Below are 21024 nucleotides of genomic sequence, written 5' to 3'. Positions count from 1 at the left end.
GTTCGCGCTCAACCGAAATACAGCCAGATCAGCAGGCCGCCGCCGAGCGCGATCCGGTACAGCACGAACGGCAGGAAGCTGGCGCGCCGGAGCCAGCCCATCATGGCGACGATGGCGATCAGGGCGGCGACCAGCGCCAGGCCGGCGGCCACGAAGGCATCGACGGTCAGCTGCTCGTTGCCCGTCTGGTAGAGCTTGAGTCCCTGCAGCGACCCGCTCGCGACGATCGCCGGGATCGACAGCAGCATCGAGAACCGGGCGGCCTCGGCGCGCTCGAAGCCGAGCAGCCGGGCGGCGGTCATGGTGATGCCGGACCGGCTGGTGCCGGGAATCAGCGCCAGGATCTGCGAGCAGCCGATGAACAGCGCGCCGCCGTAGCTGAGATGCTCGATCCGGCGCACCGTCATGCCGGCGCGGTCGACCAGCCACAGCACGATTCCGAAGCCGAGGGTCGCCCAGCCGATCACCTCGACCGACCGCAGCGTGTCGCCCAGATAGCGCGAGGCGGCATAGCCGGCGGCCACCAGCGGCAGGGTGGCGACGACCAGCTGCAGGGCCAGCCGGGCGCCCGGGTCGGCCCGGCCGCGGAGCATCCGGCCCAGTCCGACCAGCATCCGCGCGATGTCGCGCCACAGATAGAGCATCACGGCGCCCAGGGTGCCGACATGCAGGGCGACGTCGATCATCAGGCCCTGGTCGACCTCGCCGGTGAAGTAGGGCACCAGGATCAGATGGCCCGAGGAGCTGATCGGCAGGAACTCGGTTATGCCCTGGACGACCGCCAGGACGATCAACTGCTCGATGCTCACCAACGACGCTCCCGACGATGGGAGTCGCCGCGACTCCCCCCTGCAGACGGTCGGAAACATTAGTCATTCGGCGTCCGGCATGACAGTCGGGAAAATAGTCTCGATATCGTACTAATATTCCGACGCCCGACGAGCGACTGTGGCGATCAGCCGGAACGGCAGCGGTGTCGGGCGGGAATTAGTCAACATTCATGACCTAAAATGCCGGAAACGACTTTCTTCGGACCCGGGCCTTGTGTATAGAGTCTGTCCCCGGCCGCCGCCCTCCGACTTCCAGAGCGTCCGGGACGAGGGAGGCCATCCGTGACCACCGATCGCATGCTCAAATTCGTGGGCACCGCCAAGCGCATGCCGGCCAAGCGCGCGGCCGAGGAGCGCGCCACCGATTTCGGCGAGATCTACGCGGAGTTCGACACGGCCGGTGCCGAGGAGCAGGCCGGGCGGTGCTCGCAGTGCGGCGTGCCGTTCTGCCAGGTGCACTGCCCGCTGCACAACAACATCCCCGACTGGCTGATGCTGACCGCCGAGGGCCGGCTGGAGGAGGCCTACGAGGTCGCCAGCGCCACCAACAACTTCCCCGAGATCTGCGGCCGGATCTGCCCGCAGGACCGGCTGTGCGAGGGCAACTGCGTCATCGAGAAGGGCTTCGAGTCGGTGACCATCGGCTCGGTCGAGAAGTACATCACCGAGACCGCCTTCCAGAACGGCTGGGTGAAGCCGGTGAAGCCGCCGCGCGAGCGCGACGAGTCGATCGGCGTGATCGGCGGCGGGCCGGCCGGCCTGGCGGCCGCCGAGCAGCTCCGCAAGCGCGGCTACCAGGTCCATGTCTACGACCGCTACGACCGCATGGGCGGGCTGCTGATCTACGGGATCCCGAACTTCAAGCTGGAGAAGGACGTGGTGGAGCGCCGAAGCGCCCTGCTGGCTGACGGCGGCGTGGTCTACCACCCGAACACCGACATCGGGTCCACGGTCACGCTCGAGGATCTGCGCGGTCGCCACGACGCCGTGCTGATCGCGACCGGCGTCTACAAGGCGCGCGACATCAAGTGCCCGGGCGTCGGCCTGGACGGCATCTATCCGGCGCTCGACTACCTGACGGCGTCCAACCGCAAGGGCCTCGGCGACGCCGTGCCGGCGTTCGACGACGGCACCCTGAACGCCCAGGGCAAGCGCGTGGTGGTGATCGGCGGTGGCGACACCGCCATGGACTGCGTGCGCACCGCGGTGCGCCAGGGCGCGGTGTCGGTGACCTGCCTGTACCGCCGCGACCGTGCCAACATGCCCGGCTCCCAGCGCGAGGTCGCGAACGCCGAGGACGAGGGCGTCGACTTCCAGTGGCTGTCGGCCCCCGAGGCGTTCGTCGGCGACGGCCGTGTCGACGGCGTGCGCTGCCACCGCATGCGGCTGGGCGTGCCGGACGCCACCGGCCGCCAGGCCCCGCAGGTCGTCGAGGACTCCAGCTACACCGTCGACTGCGACATGGCGATCACGGCGCTCGGCTTCGATCCCGAGGACCTGCCGGCGATGTTCGGCGCCAAGGAACTCGAGGTCAGCCGCTGGGGCACCGTGCGGATCGACTTCCGCACCATGATGACCAGCCTGGACGGGGTGTTCGCGGCCGGCGACATCGTCCGCGGCGCCTCGCTGGTGGTGTGGGCCGTCCGCGACGGCCGCGACGTCGCCGACCGCATCCACGACTACCTGGCCGCCAAGGCCGAGACCGCGTCCGCCCGCAGCGCCGCCTGAGCCCAGACGCCCGAGCCCAGACTCCCGAGCCCAGCAGCTCGACCCAGTCGCTCGACAAGGAGCCGAGACATGACCGAGATCCGCGAATCCGGCGAGCAGTTCGTCCAGGCCTGGCGCGACAACGCCGCCCGGCTGCAGGCCGGCCACGCCTACGACCCGGCGCAGGAGCACGACGCCTGCGGGGTCGGCTTCGTGGCCTCGATCGACGGCACGCCACGCCGCGACGTGGTGACCGCGGCGATCGCCGCGCTGCAGGCGGTCTGGCACCGCGGCGCGGTCGACGCCGACGGCAAGACCGGCGACGGCGCCGGCATCCACCTGGCGATCCCGGTCGACTTCTTCCGCGAGCACATCGAGCACACCGGCCACACCCTGAACGACGGCCGCATGGCGGTCGGCATGGTGTTCCTGCCGCGCACCGACCTGGCCGCCCAGGAGCGCTGCCGGATCATCGTCGAGTCGGAGATCCTGAAGTTCGGCTGCTTCGTCTACGGCTGGCGGCAGGTTCCGGTCGACATCGAGCTGATCGGCGAGAAGGCCAACGCCACCCGCCCGGAGATCGAGCAGATCATGTTCTCGAGCCCGGCCGGCAAGTCCGAGGCCGAGTTCGAACGCGACCTGTTCATCATCCGCCGCCGCATCGAGAAGGCGGCGCTGGCCGAGCACATCACCGATTTCTACCTGTGCTCGCTGTCGTGCCGGTCGATCATCTACAAGGGCATGTTCCTGGCCGAGCAGGTGGCGTCGTTCTATCCCGACCTGACCGACGAGCGCTTCGTCTCGAACTTCGCGATCTACCACCAGCGCTACTCGACCAACACCTTCCCGACCTGGCGGCTGGCGCAGCCGTTCCGGGTGCTGGCGCACAACGGCGAGATCAACACGGTCCGCGGCAACGTCAACTGGATGGCCAGCCACGAGACCCGGATGGCGCACGAGACCTTCGGCGAGCAGATCGAGGATCTGAAGCCGGTGGTGCAGTCCGGCTCCTCCGATTCCGCCGCCCTCGACGCGGTGTTCGAGCTGATGGTGCGGGCCGGCCGCGAGCTGCCCATGGTCAAGACCATGTGCATCCCCGAGGCCTGGACCGAGGACGGCCTGACCCCACAGACCTGGCGCGACATGTACGCCTACGCCAACGCCGTGATGGAGCCGTGGGACGGCCCGGCGGCGATCGCCGCCTACGGCGGGCGCTGGGTGCTGGGCGGCATGGACCGCAACGGCCTGCGGCCGATGCGCTACACCGTGACCCATGACGGCCTGCTGATCGCCGGCTCCGAGACCGGCATGGTCCGGGTCGACGAGGCCAATGTCGTCGAGAAGGGCCGGCTCGACCCCGGCGAGATGATCGGCGTCGACCTGATCGAGGGCCGGCTGTACCACGACGGCGAGCTCAAGGACCTGCTGTCGGCCCGCAAGCCCTACGGCGAGTGGATCAAGGAAAGCACGGTCATCGACGACCTGATCCGGGCCGAGCACGAGGAGAAGCCGCAGTTCTCGCGCGACGAGTTGCGCCGCCGCCAGGTGGTCGCCGGCTGGACGCTCGAGGACATGGAACTGATCCTGCAGCCGATGGCCGAGACCGGGAAGGAATCGGTCGGCTCGATGGGCGACGACACGCCGATCGCTGTGCTGTCGGACAAGTACCGCGGCCTGCACCACTTCTTCCGGCAGAACTTCAGCCAGGTCACCAACCCGCCGATCGACAGCCTGCGCGAGCGCCGGGTGATGACCCTGCGGACCCGGCTCGGCAACCTCGGCAACATCCTCGACGAGGATTCCGAGCAGTGCGACCACCTACTGCTCGAGAGCCCGGTACTGACCAACGCCGAGTTCCACGCCATGCGCGACTACATGGCCGACACGGCGGCGGAGATCGACTGCACCTTTCCGGCCGACGGCGGGCCGGTGGCCCTCGAGGAGGCGATCGAGCGGGTCCAGCGCGAGGCCGAGGACGCGGTCCGCGGCGGCTGCACCCACGTCATCCTGTCGGACATGGCGACCGCGGCCGACCGGGCCGGGCTGCCGATGATCCTGGCCACCGGGGCGGTGCACAGCCACCTGGTGCGCCAGCAGCTGCGGACCTTCACCTCGGTCAACGTGCGCTGCGGCGAGTGCCTGGACGTGCACTACTTCGCGGTGCTGATCGGGGTCGGCGCGACCACCGTCAACGCCTATCTGGCCCAGGAGGCGATCGCCGACCGCCGCGAGCGCGGCCTGTTCGGCGACGACAGCCTCGAGGAGTCGCTCGGCAAGTACAAGAAGGCGATCCAGGACGGCCTGCTGAAGATCATGTCCAAGATGGGCATCTCGGTGCTGTCCTCCTATCGCGGCGGCTACAACTTCGAGGCGGTCGGGCTGAGTCGCGCCCTGGTCGCCCGGTTCTTCCCGGGCATGAACTCGCGGATCTCCGGCCTCGGCCTGTCCGGCATCCAGACCAAGGTCCTGCGCATGCACGCCAAGGCCTACGACGAGGCGGCGGTGCCGCTGCCGGTCGGCGGGCTGTACCGTTATCGCCGCAACGGCGAGCGCCACGCCTTCGACGGCCCGATGATCCACGCCCTGCAGCGCGCGGTGGAGAGCGACAGCTACCACCTCTACAAGCGCTACGCCGAGGCGGTGTACGCACAGCCGCCGGTGAACCTGCGCGACCTGCTGCGCTTCAAGGCCAAGGCCGGGGCGGTGCAGCTCGAGGAGGTCGAGTCGATCACCGACATCCGGCGCCGGCTGATCGCCCCCGGGATCTCGCTCGGCGCGCTCAGCCCGGAGGCGCACGAGACCCTGTCGATCGCCATGAACCGGATCGGCGCCAAGTCGGACTCCGGCGAGGGCGGCGAGGACCCGGCGCGGTTCCGGCCGCGCCCGAACGGCGACAACGCCAGCTCGGCGATCAAGCAGGTCGCGTCCGGCCGGTTCGGCGTCACCGCCGAATACCTGAACAACTGCCGCGAGATCGAGATCAAGATCGCCCAGGGCGCGAAGCCCGGCGAGGGTGGCCAGCTGCCCGGCATCAAGGTCAACGGCCTGATCGCCCGGCTGCGCCACGCCACCCCCGGCGTCACCCTGATCTCGCCGCCGCCGCACCACGACATCTACTCGATCGAGGACCTCGCCCAGCTGATCTACGACCTCAAGCAGATCAACCCGGAGGCCCGGGTCTGCGTGAAGCTGGTGGCGTCCACCGGCATCGGCACGATCGCCGCCGGGGTCGCCAAGGCCAAGGCCGACACAATCCTGATCTCCGGCCATGGTGGTGGCACCGGGGCCAGCCCGCAGACCTCGATCAAGTATGCCGGCATCCCCTGGGAGATGGGGCTGTCCGAGGTCCACCAGGTGCTGACCCTGAACCGGCTCAGGCACAGCGTGACCCTGCGCACCGACGGCGGCATGAAGACCGGCCGCGACGTGGTGATCGCCGCCATGCTGGGGGCCGAGGAATACGGCCTCGGCACCGCCTCGCTGGTGGCGATGGGCTGCATCATGGTCCGGCAGTGCCACTCCAATACCTGCCCGGTCGGCGTGTGCACCCAGGACGAGTCGCTGCGCGCCAAGTTCGAGGGCACGCCGGAGCGGGTGGTGAATCTGTTCTCCTTCGTCGCCGAGGAGGTCCGCGAGATCCTGGCCGAGCTCGGCGTCAAGTCGCTCAGGGACGTGATCGGCCGCACCGACCTGCTGGCCCAGGTCAGCCGCGGCGACCCGTCGCTCGACGACCTCGACCTGAACCCGATCCTGGTGCGCGCCGATTCCGGCGGCTTCCCGCCCTACAACACGGTCGAGGGCCGCAACGAGGTGCCGGAGACCCTGGACGCCCAGATCATCAAGGACGCCAAGCCGGTGTTCGAGCTCGGCGAGAAGATGCAGTTCACCTACAACATCGCCAACACCCAGCGGGCGATCGGCACCAAGCTCAGCTCCAAGCTGGTGCGCAAATACGGCATGACCGGCCTGCAGCCGGGCCACATCACCGTCCGCCTGCGCGGCTCGGCCGGGCAGAGCCTCGGCGCCTTCGCGGTGCAGGGGCTGAAGATCGAGGTGTTCGGCGACGCCAACGACTATGTCGGCAAGGGGCTGTCGGGCGGCACCATCGCGGTGCGGCCGATGACGGCGGCGGCCTTCGCCAGCCAGGACAACACCATCATCGGCAACACCGTGCTGTACGGGGCGACCGCCGGCAAGCTGTTCGCCGCCGGCCAGGCCGGCGAGCGGTTCGCGGTCCGCAACTGCGGCGCCGAGGCGGTGGTCGAGGGCTGCGGCTCGAACGGCTGCGAGTACATGACCGGCGGCACCGCGGTGATCCTGGGCCCGGTCGGCGACAACTTCGGGGCCGGCATGACCGGCGGCATGGCCTTCGTGTACGACGCCGACGGCACCTTCGGGCACCGGGTCAACCAGGAGACCGTGGTCTACCAGCGGGTCGAGACCGAGTACTGGGACGACGCCCTGCGCCGACTGGTCGCCGAGCATGTCCGCGAAACCCAGTCGCGCTACGCCGAGCGCTTGCTGATGGACTGGCAGCGCGAGGTCGGCAAGTTCTGGCAGATCGTCCCGAAGGAGATGATCCACCGGCTGCCGCAGCCGCTGACCCAGGGCGTCCGCGAGGTCCGGGCGTAGACCGGCCGCTCGCGCGTCCCCTCCGGAATGACGAAAATGGGCGGGATTCGGCCGGCTTCCCTCCCGGATCCAACCCTCACTTCGTCATCCCGGAGAGTCCCGGACTTGATCCGGGACGGCTCCGGGATCCACGGCGTGACCTACGGTATTCACACATTTCTCGGCGGCGGGTGGGTTCCGGAGCCGGACGCTCGCGCGTCCCCTCCGGAATGACGAAGGTGGGTAGGACTTGGCCGGCTTTCCCTCCCGGATCCAACCTTCACTTCGTCATCCCGGAGGGTCCCGGACTTGATCCGGGACGGCTCCGGGATCCACGGCGTGACGGGCACTGCCAAATACCTCGAGCAGCCGACGTTCTCGCGATGTGTGAACACCGTAGTGCCCCGCATGGGTCCCGGATCGGGCGCGCTCACACGATAAGGAAGTCGGCCGCGGCCAGCTCGGCCGACCGCACGCCCATCAGCGTGAGGGTGTTGCCGGCGCCGAGGTCGAGGACGGCGTTGCCGTCCCTGTCGTCGGTCAGGCGGGACAGCAGGTCGGATGCGGTCGCGATGCCGGTGCCGTTGACGTCGGCTGCCACCGCGATCTCGTCGCCCTCGGCGGTCGAGAAGCCGGCGACGCTGTCGGCGCCGTCGCCGCTGCCGACGGCGTAGCGGTCGGCGCCGAGGCCGCCGGACAGCAGGTCGTCGCCGGCGCCGCCGGACAGGGTGTCGTCGCCGAGGTTGCCGTACAGCCGATCGTCGCCGAGGTTGCCGTGCAGGGCGTCGTCGCCCTGGCCGCCGTAGAGGGTGTCCGCGTCCTGGCCGCCATACAGGGTGTCGGCGGCGAGGTTGCCGTACAGGACGTCGGAACCCTGGTTGCCGTAGAGCAGGTCGGCGTCCTGGCCGCCGAACAGGATGTCGGCGTCGGCGTTGCCCCACAGGCTGTCCGAGCCCTGGTTGCCGTAGGCCAGGTCGGCCCCGGCGCCGGCATAGACCTGGTCGGTGCCGGCCATCGCCGAGACGGTGTCGGCGCCGTCGCTGCCGAGGAAGGTCTCGTCACCGGTGCCGCCGACCAGGTGCAGGGCACCGGTGGAACCGCCGCTGCCGCCGCCCCCGTCGCCGCCGCTCGAGGCGGCGCCGGCGTCGGTCAGGACGACGTCGTTTCCGTCGTTGCCGGCGTAGCTGATGCGGTAGGTCCGGCCACCCGAACTGAAGCCGGCGCCCTCGGCGAGGCCGGAGAAGCTGCCGGTGACGGCGTCGGCGCCGTCGTTGCTGATCAGCACGTAGCTGTCGCCGGTCGCCGAGCTGTAGCCGAACACGGTGTTCAGGGTGGCCGAGTTGATGGTGACGGTGCCGGTGACGGCGATCTGGTCGTAGCCGGTGCCGGCCACCGTGCCGTCGATCTCCATGGTGGCGGTCGAGCCGGAGGCCAGCGTCAGGTTGCCGGTCGACAGCGTGCCGGGGCTGTTGCCGGGGGCGATGGTGCCGCCCGACATCACCTGGACCGGCATGGCGTAGGTGCCGGTGCCCTGGAGGGTCGCGCCGGAGGCGACCGAGAAGGTGCCGGTGCCCGAGAGGTTGCCGGAGAAGGTGCTGGCGGTCGGGTCGGAAAGCGTGAGCGAGCCGGCGCCGGTGGTGACGGTGCCGGAGCCGCTGAGGGCCCCGATCGTCTCGTCGGTGCCGTTGAGATCGAGCGTGGCGCCGGCCCCGACGTTCACGGTCGCGCCGTCGGCGATGGCGCTGCCGCCGGACAGCCGGATCGTGCCGGCGCCGACGCTGACGGTGCCGGTCAGGGTGTTGCTGCCGGACAGGGTGAGGACGGCGGCCCCGGTCTTGGTCAGGCCACCGGTCCCCGACAGGACGCCGGAGAAGGTCGCGTCGGTGCCCTGCGCGACGCTCAGGGTGCCGGCGCCGAGGGTGACGTTGCCGGCCCCGGAGAGGCCGCCGATGGTCTCGCTGGTGCCGTTCAGGTCGAGGGTGGCGCCGCCGGCGACCGAGACGCTGCCGCCGTCGGCGATGGCGCTGCCGCCGGACAGCCGCAGGGTGCCGGCGGAGACCGTGGTGGACCCGGTATAGGCGTTGGTGCCGGACAGCGTCAGGATGCCGGTCCCCGATTTGCTCAGGGTCCCGGTGCCGGTGATGGCGCCGCTGAAGGTGGCGTCGGCGCTGTTGCTGACGGTGCCGTTCGACGCCCCGAGCGAGATCGCGTTGTCGACGGTGGTGGCGCCGGTCACCGCCAGGGTGCCGCCGTTCAGCGTGATCGCCCCGGCGCTGAGGTTGGCGTCGGCCGCGACCGAGAGCGTGCCCTGGCTGATCGTCATGGTGCCCGAGGCACTGTTGGTCCCGGACAGGGTCAGCGTGCCGGTGCCGGTCTTCGCCAGGACGTTCGTCGCACCGCCCTGGGTCACGGCACCGGACAGGGTGACGGCGTGGCTGCCGGTATCGATCGTGGCGGTGTCTTCGATCTCGAGCGCGGAGGTATAGGTGGCGTCCGTGGTGAACCGGACGCCCGAGTTGCCCGCGACATCGATCAAGGGCGTCGAGGTCGTGGTCCCGATCTCCGCGGTCGAGCCGCCGAGGACCCAGAGCTTGCTCGTTCCGCTGACCGAGCCGTTGAAGGCGACGGTCCCGCCACCCTGGGCCGCAACGATCCTGGCGCCTCCGGTGAAGGTGAACCCGGAGTTGAGCGTCAGGCTCTGGCCGGCGCCAACGCTGACATAGATGTGCGAGTCGGCGACGACGTCGGATCCGCCGATCGTGAGGGAGGTCGTGGTCCCCGTGAAGTTCAAGCTCGCGGCGAAGCCGAGCGTGAAGGTCGGCGAGCCGGTCAGGGTGATCGTGGCGCCCGCGCCGAGGTTGCTGAAGTTGACGATCTGTTGGCCCGACGCCGCCGCCGCCTGGAACGACCCCGCGCTCGCGTCGCCGGCCGTGGTCGTGACGTCGACGGCCAGCAGGTGCCGCCATCCGGCGGCGCGTCCGGCATCGAACAGCGGCTCGCCGACCCGGGGGCCCGCGTCCAGGCTCCAGCTTCCGCCGAGGACCGGGTGACCGACCATGGTGATCGACGCCCGGACCGGCGCGTCCAGCGCGAAGGCGAGCGTGTCGAGAAACGCCTTGCCCGCCTCGCCCGCCCCGACCTCGCAGCCGTAGAGAAGCAGCGGGGCGCCGGCGAGCGCCGCGGCCAGTGTCGCCATATGCCCGGGGCGCCGCCGGATCTCCTCGCGGGTCAGGTCGGTGGCGCCGAGTTTCATCCGGCCGGGGGCGCCGTGCCCGACCAGATGCACGGCGGCGACAGGGCTGAAGACCGAGATCGCCGCGGCGAGGGCGGCCAGCCCGTCGGCGGCCGGCGGGAGGTGCACGACGTGGCACGGCCGGCCGGCGGAAGCCGCCAGGGCCGCAACCTCGGGCACGTCGGAACCGATGACCAGCAGTTCGGTGGCGGGCCTGACGTCGTGTACGCGTTGCATCGCTCTTTCCAAGTCGAAAGCCCTGATTGCCGAACCCGATCTGTCCGCAACGAAATGGATGGTTGAGCCTGTCGAATTCGCCGTCCGAGCGGCACCCGAGTTTCAGAGCGGGAGGTGTTGCCGTAAATCCCGCTTCCAAAGAAGACGAAGATTCCGGATGTCGCCGTACAGGGCGGCCGGCTGTGCGGACGGGGGGTGCAGCCGGACCGGCACGGATCTGCCGGTATCGCGGGATTCTGCCGGTCCCCGGCGGGGTGCCGGTTCATTTGGAGCTTGTAAATCCGGACCGGCTGGGGATGCTCGAATTCCGGGTTTTCCGATTGGAAATTCCGAACCGAAGCGGGAAGACGATCGCCGATGACCCGGGATCTGGCCCTTAAACTCCGCCTCACCCAGCTGGTCACCGGCTGCGTGACCCAGAAGGCGCTGCATGCGCGGTTCAAGCAGGTGAACCCGCAGACCGGATACGAGCCGGAACGGGCCTACAAGTGGGTGCAGGACCGGGCCGCCCCGCGGGATCCGTCGGTCTTCGAGGATCTGGCCCGGGTGCTGGAACTGCCGGTGACCGGCGAGACGGTCCGGACCTGCTCATTCGAGGAGTTCCGGCGGCTGGTCGAGGCCCGGCACGGCCCGGCGCCCGCCGTAGCACCGCCGCGGCTGCCGGGGGGCGGGGCGGTGCCGGTTCCGGCTCCGCCGGCGGCTGCCCTGCCCGGCTATCTCGCCGGCCAGTACCTGGTCTTCTCCATGGCATGGTCGTCGCTGCACGCCGGCCGGATGATCGTCGGCGGGCTGACTCTCCAGTCCCGCCCCGACGGCGAGCTGCTGGCGGTCTACGCGGAACGTCTGCCCGGCGGGGAACTGCTGCTGGAGGGCCCGCTGCGGCGGATGGGCCGTAGCCTCGGCGCGATGCTGCGGCACGCCGCCGACGAGATGTTCATCTTCATGTCGTTCCGTCCGCCGGTCGCCCCGGCGCTGATGCTGACCGGTGTGATGAGCGGCCTCGCCTATCACGACGCGGACCCGCGGCCGATCGCCGGGCGGGTGCACTGCGTCCGGGTGCCGGAGATGGATCGCGATGCGCTGGTGCGGCTGACGGGCTACCGGGACCCGAGCGGCGAGGCGGTCGCCGGGACGCTGCGGCAGGCCGGCGTGGCGGCCGCGGCAACCGGTCGCCTGGCCGAGACGATCGTCGAGACGATCGCCGCCCCGGCGCCGTCCGGCCTGATCGACGCGTCGGCGGAAGCGGTGCACCTGGTCAGCGGCCCGCTGTACGACGCGGCGGGGTGACGGGCGGACGATTCCGCGGTTAACCTCGGCTCCGGTCCAACCCGGAGTCCCCCATGCCCGAGCTTCCCGTCGCCCAGGTGCTGGAGCGCGTCGACGCCAATCTCGACGCCTCGGTCGAGCGGCTGTTCGACATCCTGCGGATCCCCAGCGTGTCCACCGACCCGGCCTTCAAGGACGATGTCCAGCGGGCCGCGCAATGGATGGCCGACGAGCTGGCCGGCCTCGGCTTCGAAGCGGCGGTGCGGCCGACCACCGGCCATCCGATGGTGGTGGCGCAGCACCCGGGGCCGGGCGGGGACGCCCCGCACCTGCTGTACTACGGCCACTACGACGTGCAGCCGGCCGATCCGCTTGAGCTGTGGAACAGCGGGCCGTTCGAGCCGGTGCTGGTCGACGCCGAGCGCGGCAAGCGCATCGTGGCGCGCGGCGCGGTCGACGACAAAGGCCAGGTGATGACCTGGATCGAGGCGTTCCGCGCCTGGCGCGACGTCCACGGCACCCTGCCTTGCCGGGTCACCGTGCTGCTGGAGGGCGAGGAGGAGTGCGGCAGCCCGTCGCTCGACCCGTTCATCCAGGCCAACGCCGGCGAGCTGAAGGCCGACGCCTGCATCGTCTGCGACACCGGCATGTGGGACGTCGACCAGCCGGCGATCACCTACAGCCTGCGCGGCATGGTCTACCAGGAGGTGATCCTGCGCGGGCCCAGCCGCGACCTGCACTCCGGCATGTACGGCGGCGTGGTCGTCAACCCGCTGAACCTGCTGGCCCGCATCATCGGCGAGCTGCACGACGCCAACGGCCGCATCCGGATCCCGCATTTCTATGACGACGTGATCCCGGCCGGCGCCAACGAGAAGGCGCAGTGGGAGGCGCTCGGCTACGACGAGCAGGAGGCGATGGCCGACATCGGCCTGCCCTCGGCCGACGGCGGCGAGGCCGGGTTCAGCGCCATCGAGCGGCAGTGGGCGCGCCCGACCTGCGACGTCAACGGCATCCTGGGCGGCTACACCGGGGCCGGCGGCAAGACCGTGATTGCCGCCGAGGCGATGGCCAAGATCTCCTGCCGGCTGGTGCCGGACCAGGATCCGAAGGCGATCGCCGAGAACTTCCGCAGGTTCGTGACCGACCGGCTGCCGGCCGGCTACACGGCCGAGTTCTCCGACATCGGCGGCTCGCCGGCGATCCGGGTGCCGACCGATTCGCCCTATCTCGGCGCCGCCCGCCAGGCCCTCGCCGACGTGTTCGGCAAGGAGGCCTATCTGATCGGCACCGGCGGCTCGATCCCGGCGGTCGGCTCGATCCGCAAGTATCTCGGCATCGACTCGATCCTGCTCGGCTTCGGGCTGGAGGACGACAAGGTGCATTCGCCGAACGAGAAGTTCGAGCTGGTGTGCTTCCACAACGGCATCCGCTCGAACGCCGCAGTGCTGGCCCGCATGGCCGGAATCACCAAGTCGAAGGGATAGGACGATGACACTGGCAGGCAAGGTCGCGGTCATCACCGGCGGCACCAGCGGCATCGGCCTGGCGTCGGCCGAGGCGCTGTCGGCGCGCGGCGTCAAGCTGGTGCTGCACGGCCGGCGGCGCGAGGTGCTGGAGAGCCACGCCGCCCGGCTGCCGGACTGCGCGGTGCTGGCCGGCGACGTGGCGGACCCGGCGACCCCGGGCGCGCTGGTAGAGCTGGCGGTCGAGCGGTTCGGCCGGGTCGACATCGCCTTCGCCAATGCCGGGCTGATCCACAGCGGCCCGGTCGAGGACATCGACCTGGACGCCCTGTCGGAGATGATCCGGGTCAACGTCGACGCCGCCTTCCGCTTCGCCTACACCCTGGCGAAGCACTTCAAGGCCCAGGGCAGCGGCCACCTGCTGATGACCGGCTCGGTTCTCGGCACCAAGGTGCGCCCGAACGCCGGCGGCTACGCCGCCACCAAATACGCGGTCGAGGCGCTGTGCGAGGCGCTGCGCATGGAACTGGCCGGCAGCGGCGTGAAGGTCTCGGTGGTCGAGCCCGGCCTGGTCCGCACCGACCTGCACCGCGATCACGCGGTCCGCCCCGAGGTGGTGCAGAACGTGCCCGAGCCGCTGCTGCCCGACGACGTGGCCCGCGCCGTGGTGTTCGCCGTGGAGCAGCCGGCGCATGTACTCGTGCCGAGAGTCATGGTGCTGCCGGCGGGGCAGCCGATCTAGGGGGGCGGACCCCTGCGACTTACAGCTCGATGTCGCGCGTCCCGTCGCGCCTGCGCTCGATCCGAACGCCGGAGATGCGCAACGGCGATGCCGCGAAGTGGTCAGCCAGGGAGCCGGTCCGTTTTCCCCTCCGGTCGCGCTTCGCTGGCGGGGGCGCCGGCCGTTGCGGCCCGTCCTGGTCAGGTGGGGGCTCCTGGATCATCTCCGTGCCCGCGTTCCTGCAGCGACCCAACGGCGATATCGTGAGTCCTGGCCATTCCACAGCCGTCAGAGTCCCTCCGCGGCAAGCCCTTCGCGGCACCCGCTTCGCGGGCGCGCCTCAGGGCGATAGAATCAGCACAATCCTGTCGCCCTGAGGTGCCCCGGCGAACAGCCGGGGCCGCGAAGGGCTTGCTCGGGACGCTCGATCCGGCAACTGCAGCACGGAGCCTCACATGAAGATCACCGGCCTGCGCACCCGGCGCATCCACATCCCCTTCGACAAGCCGATCGGCACCTCGATCCACCGAATCGAGGGGGTATCCGGGCTGCTGGTCTGGCTCGATACCGACGAGGGCATCACCGGCGAAAGCTACCTCTGGGCGATCGGCCGGCACCGGGTGCCGGTGCTGGAGGCGATGGTCCGGATGCTCGGCGAGCGCGCGGTCGGCAAGGACCCGCGCGACACCACGGCGCGCTTCGACGAGATGTGGGACGAGATCAACTTCCTCGGCCACAAGGGCGTGTCGCTGTTCGGGATCGCCGCGGTCGACTGGGCGTGCTGGGACATCCTCGGCCAGTCGCTCGGCGCCTCGGTGTCGCGGCTGCTGGGGCGCCGGCGCGACCGGGTGCCGACTTACGCATCGGGCGGGCTGTGGGCGTCGATGACGATCCCGGAGCTGGAGGCGCAGGCCAAGGATTTCGTCGCCCGGGGCTTCAAGGCGGTGAAGATGCGGATAGGCAAGCCCGACCTCGGCGAGGACCTGGAGCGGGTCGCCGCCGTGCGCTCGGCGATCGGCGGCCGCATCAAACTGATGGCCGACGCCAACCAGGGCCTGTCGGTCGACCACGCGATCCGATTGGGGCGCAAGCTCGAGGCCTTCGACCTGACCTGGTTCGAGGAGCCGGTGCAGGCCTACGACCTGGAGGGCTCGGCCCGGGTCGCTGCCGAGATCGACACCCCGGTCGCCAGCGGCGAAACCGAGTACGGCCGCTACGGCTTCCGCGACATGCTGGAGCGCAAGTCGGCCGACGTGCTGATGCCCGACCTGGAGCGGGTCGGCGGCATCACCGAATGGGTCCGCGTCGCGCACATGGCGGCGGCCTACGACGTGCCGGTCAGCCCGCACCTGTTCACCGAGCACTGCCTGCAGCTCTGCGGGGCGCTGTCGAACGTCAGCTATGCCGAGCACATGCCGTGGTTCGACGGGCTGTTCCAGGAGAAGCTGGAGATGGTCGACGGCGACCTGCTGATCCCCGACCGCCCCGGCCTCGGCTTCCGCTTCGACCCGGACGCGGTCGAGCGCTTCGCGGACGGGTAGGGAGCAGCGGGTGGGTTCCGGCTCGGCCGCGCCGGGGCGGCGCATCCGTCCGGAATGACGTCGGGGTGGTGAACCGGCGCCTCCCTTTCCCAAACGTCATTCCGGACCGGACCGCCGGAGGCGGGGCGGAGCCGGAACCCACCCACCGCGTCCCTCTATCTGATCAGCCGCAGCGCCTCGCGGAAGCGCGGGTGCTCGGCCGACTGCAGCCACTCGAACACCACCATCTCGGCGGTCACGATCTCGGCGCCGTGGCGGGCCATGCGGTCGAGGGCGGCCTCCTTGCTCTCGGCCCGGCGCGAGCCGACGGCGTCGCGCACCACCCACAGCCGGCGGCCGGCGTCGAGCAGGCCGAGCACGGTCTGCAGCAAGCAGACATGCGCCTCGCAGCCGGCCACCACGACCTGCCGGTCGGCCGGGACCCGGTCGAGGAAGCCGGGGGTACGGGTCGCATCGAAGGTCATCTTGGCGAACACCCGGGCCGGATCGGGCGCCAGCGCCGGGACCGTCGGGCCCAGGCCAGCCGGGTTCTGCTCGGTGAACAGCGCCGGCACCTCGAACAGGGCGGCGGCATCCAGCAGCCGGCGGGCGTTGGCGACCGCCGCTTCGCCCTGGTCGATCGCCGGCATCAGCCGGGCCTGGAAGTCGACGACCAGCAGCAGCGCGGTCGCGCGGTCGAGGGCGGGCATGGCGGTCGCTCCCGGTTCGGACGGCGTGTGCACCTCCAGCATAGCGGTTCGGCCGGTCCGCCGCACCGCGTCACGGCGGTTTCATTCCGGCCGCGCCGCCGTCTACCATGGCGGCGACCAGGGGCGCCCGACTCGACGCCTCGCCCGCCAACCTGACGGACCGACAACATGAGCGCCAGCGACCCGATCACGGTCTCGGTGATCCACCACCGCCTGACCGGCATCGTCGAGGAGATGGGCGAGGCGATGCTGCGCACCTCGTTCTCGCAGATCCTGAACTCCAGCCGCGACTTCTCGACCGCGATCTGCGGCGCCGACGCCCAGCTGGTCGCGCAGGCCGAGCACATCCCGGTGCATGTCGGCGCGCTGCAGCCGGCGGCCAAGGCGATCAACGAGGCGTTCGCCGGCGACATCCACCCGGGCGACGTGTTCCTGCTGAACGACCCCTATGCCGGCGGCAGTCATCTGCCGGACGTGACCGCCTTCGTGCCGATCTTCCTGGAAGGCGAGCTGGCGTTCTGGGCGATCAACCGGGCCCATCATTCCGACATCGGCGGCGCCACCTACGGCGCCTACAACGCCGCGGCGCGCGAGATCTGGCAGGAGGGCCTGCGGCTGCCGCCGATCCGGTTCTACGACAAGGGCGTGATGCGCCGCGACGTGCTGCGCATGCTGAAGGCCAACGTCCGCCACGCCCGCGACTTCGAGGGCGACCTGTCGGCGCAGATCGGCTCGGTCCTGCTGGCCGAGCGCCGGGTGCAGGCGCTGGCCCGCGAGTTCGACCGCGACACCATCATGGGCGCGGTTACCCGGGTGATCGACGCGACCGAGGCGCAGACCCGCGAGAACATCGCTGGCTGGAAGGACGGCACCTATCTCGGCGAGGCCTGGCTGGACGACGACGGGCGCGGCAATGACGACATCCCGATCCGCGCCCGAGTGACGGTCAGCGGTTCCGACATCACCGTCGATCTGCGCGACTGCGCGCCGCAGGTGACCAGCTTCGTCAACTCCTCGGTCGCCAACACCCGCTCGGCAGTGATCATCGCCCTGTCGTTCCTGCTGGACGCCGGCATCGCCAAGAACGAGGGGCTGGTGCGGCCGCTGACGATCCTGACGCGGCGCGGGAGCATCGTCGATCCCGAGCCGGGCGCGCCGGTCACCATGTGCACCTCGCACTGCAGCAACGAGATCATCGAGGCCGTGGTGGTGGCGTTGTCCGCCGCCTGCCCGGAGCGGGCCATGGGCGGCTGGGGCCGGCGGCTGCGGATCGCGCTGAAGGGCGTCGACCCGCGCAGCGGCCGGCCGTTCATCTGGCACATGTTCCACGCCCGGCCCGGCGGCGGCGCCTCGTCCGGCGGCGACGGCTGGCACAACGCCGGCGAGTGGCACTCCGCCGGCGGCCTGAAGTTCGGCTCGGTCGAGGTCGCCGAGGCGCGCTTCCCGCTGTTCTTCGGGCGCCACGAGTTCCGTCCGGATTCCGGCGGCGACGGCCGGTTCGTGGGCGGCGAGGGCGTCGACCTGGAGATGACGGTCGAGACCGACGAGCCGGCGGTCGCCAACACCGCCGGCGACGGCCTGCGCCACGGCGCCCGCGGCATGCTGGGCGGCGCGGACGGCGCACCGCACCACTACCTCATGCACCCGCCCGGGGCCGACCCGGTTGTCCTGGCCAGCAAGTCCGAAGGAGTCCCCGTGCCTGCGCATTCCGTCTTCGAGATCCATTCCGGCGGTGGCGGCGGCTGGGGGCCGCCCGGCGAGCGGGAGCCGGCGGCGCGCGAGCGCGACCGGCGGGACGGCCTGGTGACCGGAAACGGGGGCGGGCGATGAGCTATCGTATCGCGGTGGACGTCGGCGGCACCTTCACGGACCTGGTCGCGGTCGATGGCGACGGCAAGGTCACCTTCGTCAAGGCCGCCAGCACGCCCGAGGACCAGGCGATCGGCTTCATGGACGGGCTGGACCGCTTGAGCGAGGCGGTCGGCCTGCCGCTTGCCGACCTGCTGGCGCAGACCGACCAGGTGCTGCACGGCATGACGGTCGCCACCAACGCCCTGCTCGAGCGCAAGGGCGCCAAGGTCGGGCTGCTGACCACTCAGGGCCACCGCGACGTGCTGGAGATGCGCGAGGGCCTGAAGCCCGAGCGCTACAACCTCCGGCTGGCGCGCCAGGCGCCGCTGGTGCCGCGTCACCTCCGGTTCGGGGTGCGCGAGCGCATGCGCGCCGACGGCCGGGTCGAGACCCCGCTCGACCGCGCCTCGCTGGACGCGGCGATCGCCGGGCTGAAGGCCGAGGGCGTCGGGGCGGTCGCGGTCGCCTACCTGCACTCCTACCGCAACGACGCGCACGAGCGGGAGACCCTGGCGGCGATCCGCGAGGCGATGCCCGGCGTCAACGTCTCGCTGTCCTCCGACGTGCTGCCGCAGATCAAGGAGTACGAGCGGGTCTCGACCACGGTGGTGAACGCCTATGTGGCGCCGCTCATCAAGGGCTACCTGGAGGGGCTGGAGCGGCGGCTGAAGCGGGCCGGCTTCGCCGGGCCGCTGCTCATCATCTTCTCCCATGGCGGCGTGGCGCCGGTCGGCGAGGCGGTGCGGATCGCCGCCGGCACCGTGCTGTCGGGCCCGGCCGGCGGGCTGGCCGGCGGCCGGCGGATCGCCGAGATGATGCAGGCGCCCGACCTGATCACCTTCGACGTCGGCGGCACCTCGACCGACATCTCGATGATCATGAACGGCGAGGTGGTGCTGTCGAGCAACCGGACCATGGCGAACGAGCGCATCGCCATGCCGAGCCTGGACATCGTCACCCTTGGCGCCGGCGGAGGCTCGATCGCCCGGCCGGTCGCCGGCGGCCTGCTGACGGTCGGCCCGGAGAGCGCCGGCTCGCGGCCGGGGCCGATCTGCTACGGTCGCGGCGGCACCAGCCCGACCGTCACCGACGCCAGCGTGGTGCTCGGCTTCCTGGACCCGGACAACTTCGCCGGCGGCCGCAGCCGGCTCGACCGCGACGCGGCCCTGGCGGCGTTCGGGGAACTCGGGGCGGCGCTCGGCGTCGACGCGCTGGCGGCGGCCGAGGGCGTGCACCGGGTGATGAACACCCAGATGGCCGAGGGCATCCGCGCGGTCACCGTGCGCCGCGGCGTCGATCCGCGGCGGTTCGGCCTGCTCGGCTTCGGCGGGGCGGCCGGCCTGCACGTCACCGAACTGGCGCGCATGCTCGGCATGAAGCGGGTGGTGGTGCCGCGCATGGCCTCGGTGCTGTCGGCCTGGGGGATGCTGACGACGGCGCTGCGCCTGGAGGCCGTGCAGTCCTTCCTGGGCGAGGCCGACACCCTGGACGTCGACGCGGTTGACGCGCTGTACGCCCGCATGGCCGGCGACGGCAGGGCGCGCATGGAGACCTGGTTCGACGGCGAGATCGTCGCCCGGCGATCGGCCGACATGCGCTACGGCGAGCAGGTGTTCGAGATCGACGTGGCCCTCGGCGACATCGACCTGAAGGCGCCGGACGCGATGGCGAAGCTGAAGCGCGCCTTCGAGGCCCGGCACGACGAGCTGTATGCCTACAGCCTGCCGGAGCAGCAGCCGGTGCTGGTCAACGCCCGGGTCGCGACGGTCGGCGTGCTGCCGGGCCTGCCGGGCGAGCCGACGGTCGAGGACCGCAGGCCGGCCGCGCCGAAGGGCCGCCGCGAGGTCTATCTGGGCGGCTGGACGGCGGCCGAGGTCTACGCCTTCCCGGAGCTGGCCGCCGGCCAGGCCCTGGAAGGGCCGGCGCTGGTCGAGTCGGAGACCACCACGGTGCTGCTGCGGGCCGGCGACCGCGCGACGGCGACCGTGCATGGCTGGCTGGACATCGCGGTCAGGGAGGGCTGAGGGACCGGGGGTTCCGGATCGGCCGCGCCGAGGGCGGCGCGTCCGTCCGGAATGACGGTAAAGGGGGGTATGCCCGAGCGCGTCCGCACGTCCCGTCCCTCGTCATTCCGGCCCGCTCAGGCCGGGCCGTCGGCCCGGATCTCCTTCACCCGGCGGGCGAGGCGCGACAGCCCGGCGTCGGGCATGCCCAACTCGTCGAGATGCTCGACGGTGTTGAACAGGTAGTCGCAGCACGGCCCCAGGAAGCCGGCGGCGTGGGCGATGGTGTCGGCCACCGCCTCCTCCGACAGGGCGCCGGTATAGCGTTCGTGCCCGCGGTTGATCACGAAGCCGATCGCCCTGACCGGGCCGTCGGAGGTCGTCGCGGTCAGCCAGCGCGGCAGGTAGGCGTGGCTGATCATCTCGCGGCGCCAGACGATGTCGAGCTCGCTCTCGACATGCTCCGGCGCGATCCGGAACGCCACGCCGCGGCAGCAGCCGCCGCGGTCCAGCGCCAGCACCAGTCCCGGGCGCTCGCGCGAGCCGCGGCCGAGATAGGTCTGCAGGCAGAACCGGCGGTGCAGGCCGTGCACCGTCGCCGGGCGCTTCTCCACGAACTCGATCGCGGGGTTCCAGATCAGCGAGCCGTAGCCGAACAGCCAGACCGGGCCGTCGGGCCGGCCGTCCGGCGGGAACATGGCGGCACGGGTGCGGCGCAGCTCGTCGTCGCTCAGCGGCTTGAAGCTGCCGTCATGCCTGGACACCCAGTCGCGGATGCGGCCGGAGCGGATGTTCTCCCTGGTCAGGGGGATAATGTCGTCGGGAGGCGGTATCGGGCGGTCGCTGGACATGTCGCTATGCAATATAGGG

12 protein-coding genes are annotated in these 21024 nt (G+C 70.9%); 8 read left to right on the top strand and 4 right to left on the bottom strand.

The annotated features are described in order from the left end of the window. Positions 1-8 precede the first annotated feature (8 nt). Positions 9-809, bottom strand: a complete 801-nt coding sequence (locus RIC31_RS06715; protein WP_350104553.1) for an undecaprenyl-diphosphate phosphatase — start codon at positions 807-809, stop codon at positions 9-11. Positions 810-1112: 303 nt separating this feature from the next. Here RIC31_RS06715 and RIC31_RS06710 point away from each other — a divergent pair, with 303 nt between their 5' ends. Both RIC31_RS06710 and gltB read left to right on the top strand, forming a co-directional pair. After that, on the top strand, positions 1113-2558 hold the full coding sequence (locus RIC31_RS06710) for an NAD(P)-dependent oxidoreductase (RefSeq protein ID WP_502990072.1): 1446 nt from the start codon (positions 1113-1115) through the stop codon (positions 2556-2558). Positions 2559-2627: 69 nt separating this feature from the next. Beyond that, the gene (gene gltB / locus RIC31_RS06705) at positions 2628-7169 is read left to right on the top strand and encodes a glutamate synthase large subunit (RefSeq protein ID WP_350104551.1); all 4542 of its coding nucleotides are present in this window, start codon (positions 2628-2630) and stop codon (positions 7167-7169) included. Positions 7170-7578: 409 nt separating this feature from the next. Here the strand turns inward: gltB and RIC31_RS06700 are convergent, their stop codons facing one another. Next, on the bottom strand, positions 7579-10617 hold the full coding sequence (locus tag RIC31_RS06700; RefSeq protein ID WP_350104549.1) for a DUF4347 domain-containing protein: 3039 nt from the start codon (positions 10615-10617) through the stop codon (positions 7579-7581). A gap of 357 nt (positions 10618-10974) precedes the next feature. Here RIC31_RS06700 and RIC31_RS06695 point away from each other — a divergent pair, with 357 nt between their 5' ends. The 4 genes from RIC31_RS06695 to RIC31_RS06680 all read left to right on the top strand — a co-directional run bounded on the left by RIC31_RS06695 (position 10975) and on the right by RIC31_RS06680 (position 15611). After that, positions 10975-11904 carry a hypothetical protein gene (locus tag RIC31_RS06695; RefSeq protein WP_350104546.1) on the top strand — a complete coding sequence of 310 codons (930 nt, stop codon included), beginning with the start codon at positions 10975-10977 and terminating at the stop codon, positions 11902-11904. Between the two features lie 53 nt (positions 11905-11957). Beyond that, a complete protein-coding gene (locus RIC31_RS06690) occupies positions 11958-13370 on the top strand; it encodes a dipeptidase (protein ID WP_350104544.1) in 1413 nt (470 codons plus the stop codon). Positions 13371-13374: 4 nt separating this feature from the next. After that, positions 13375-14091 carry an SDR family oxidoreductase gene (locus RIC31_RS06685; protein ID WP_350104541.1) on the top strand — a complete coding sequence of 239 codons (717 nt, stop codon included), beginning with the start codon at positions 13375-13377 and terminating at the stop codon, positions 14089-14091. Positions 14092-14525: 434 nt separating this feature from the next. Then, on the top strand, positions 14526-15611 hold the full coding sequence (locus RIC31_RS06680) for a mandelate racemase/muconate lactonizing enzyme family protein (RefSeq protein WP_350104539.1): 1086 nt from the start codon (positions 14526-14528) through the stop codon (positions 15609-15611). Positions 15612-15766: 155 nt separating this feature from the next. On the opposite strand, the gene RIC31_RS06675 is transcribed toward RIC31_RS06680, so the two are convergent. Next, positions 15767-16300 (bottom strand): isochorismatase family protein, encoded by a 534-nt coding sequence (locus tag RIC31_RS06675; protein ID WP_350104537.1) that lies wholly within the window; start codon positions 16298-16300, stop codon positions 15767-15769. A 168-nt stretch (positions 16301-16468) separates the two neighbouring features. Here RIC31_RS06675 and RIC31_RS06670 point away from each other — a divergent pair, with 168 nt between their 5' ends. Next, positions 16469-18130, top strand: a complete 1662-nt coding sequence (locus RIC31_RS06670; protein ID WP_350104534.1) for a hydantoinase B/oxoprolinase family protein — start codon at positions 16469-16471, stop codon at positions 18128-18130. Then, positions 18127-20175, top strand: coding sequence for a hydantoinase/oxoprolinase family protein (locus RIC31_RS06665; RefSeq protein WP_350104532.1), 2049 nt, complete (start codon positions 18127-18129; stop codon positions 20173-20175). The genes RIC31_RS06670 and RIC31_RS06665 overlap by 4 nt, the downstream gene beginning before the upstream one ends. Positions 20176-20291: 116 nt before the next feature. Here the strand turns inward: RIC31_RS06665 and RIC31_RS06660 are convergent, their stop codons facing one another. Continuing rightward, the gene (locus tag RIC31_RS06660) at positions 20292-21005 is read right to left on the bottom strand and encodes a gamma-glutamylcyclotransferase (RefSeq protein WP_350104530.1); all 714 of its coding nucleotides are present in this window, start codon (positions 21003-21005) and stop codon (positions 20292-20294) included. Positions 21006-21024: the final 19 nt, after the last annotated feature.

Origin of the sequence: Thalassobaculum sp. (assembly GCF_040219615.1) — a bacterium.
Lineage (GTDB): Bacteria > Pseudomonadota > Alphaproteobacteria > Thalassobaculales > Thalassobaculaceae > Thalassobaculum_A.
The sequence above is the reverse complement of the archived record's forward strand: the minus strand, read 5'-3'. Positions and strand labels throughout refer to the sequence as shown.

What these genes read in the sequence shown, in the direction of transcription:
- gltB (WP_350104551.1), top strand. Translation starts at nt 2,628, where the DNA reads ATGACCGAGATCCGCGAATCCGGCGAGCAGTTCGTCCAGGCCTGGCGC.
- RIC31_RS06700 (WP_350104549.1), bottom strand. Translation starts at nt 10,617, where the DNA reads ATGCAACGCGTACACGACGTCAGGCCCGCCACCGAACTGCTGGTCATC.
- RIC31_RS06695 (WP_350104546.1), top strand. Translation starts at nt 10,975, where the DNA reads ATGACCCGGGATCTGGCCCTTAAACTCCGCCTCACCCAGCTGGTCACC.
- RIC31_RS06690 (WP_350104544.1), top strand. Translation starts at nt 11,958, where the DNA reads ATGCCCGAGCTTCCCGTCGCCCAGGTGCTGGAGCGCGTCGACGCCAAT.
- RIC31_RS06685 (WP_350104541.1), top strand. Translation starts at nt 13,375, where the DNA reads ATGACACTGGCAGGCAAGGTCGCGGTCATCACCGGCGGCACCAGCGGC.
- RIC31_RS06680 (WP_350104539.1), top strand. Translation starts at nt 14,526, where the DNA reads ATGAAGATCACCGGCCTGCGCACCCGGCGCATCCACATCCCCTTCGAC.
- RIC31_RS06675 (WP_350104537.1), bottom strand. Translation starts at nt 16,300, where the DNA reads ATGCCCGCCCTCGACCGCGCGACCGCGCTGCTGCTGGTCGTCGACTTC.
- RIC31_RS06670 (WP_350104534.1), top strand. Translation starts at nt 16,469, where the DNA reads ATGAGCGCCAGCGACCCGATCACGGTCTCGGTGATCCACCACCGCCTG.
- RIC31_RS06665 (WP_350104532.1), top strand. Translation starts at nt 18,127, where the DNA reads ATGAGCTATCGTATCGCGGTGGACGTCGGCGGCACCTTCACGGACCTG.
- RIC31_RS06660 (WP_350104530.1), bottom strand. Translation starts at nt 21,005, where the DNA reads ATGTCCAGCGACCGCCCGATACCGCCTCCCGACGACATTATCCCCCTG.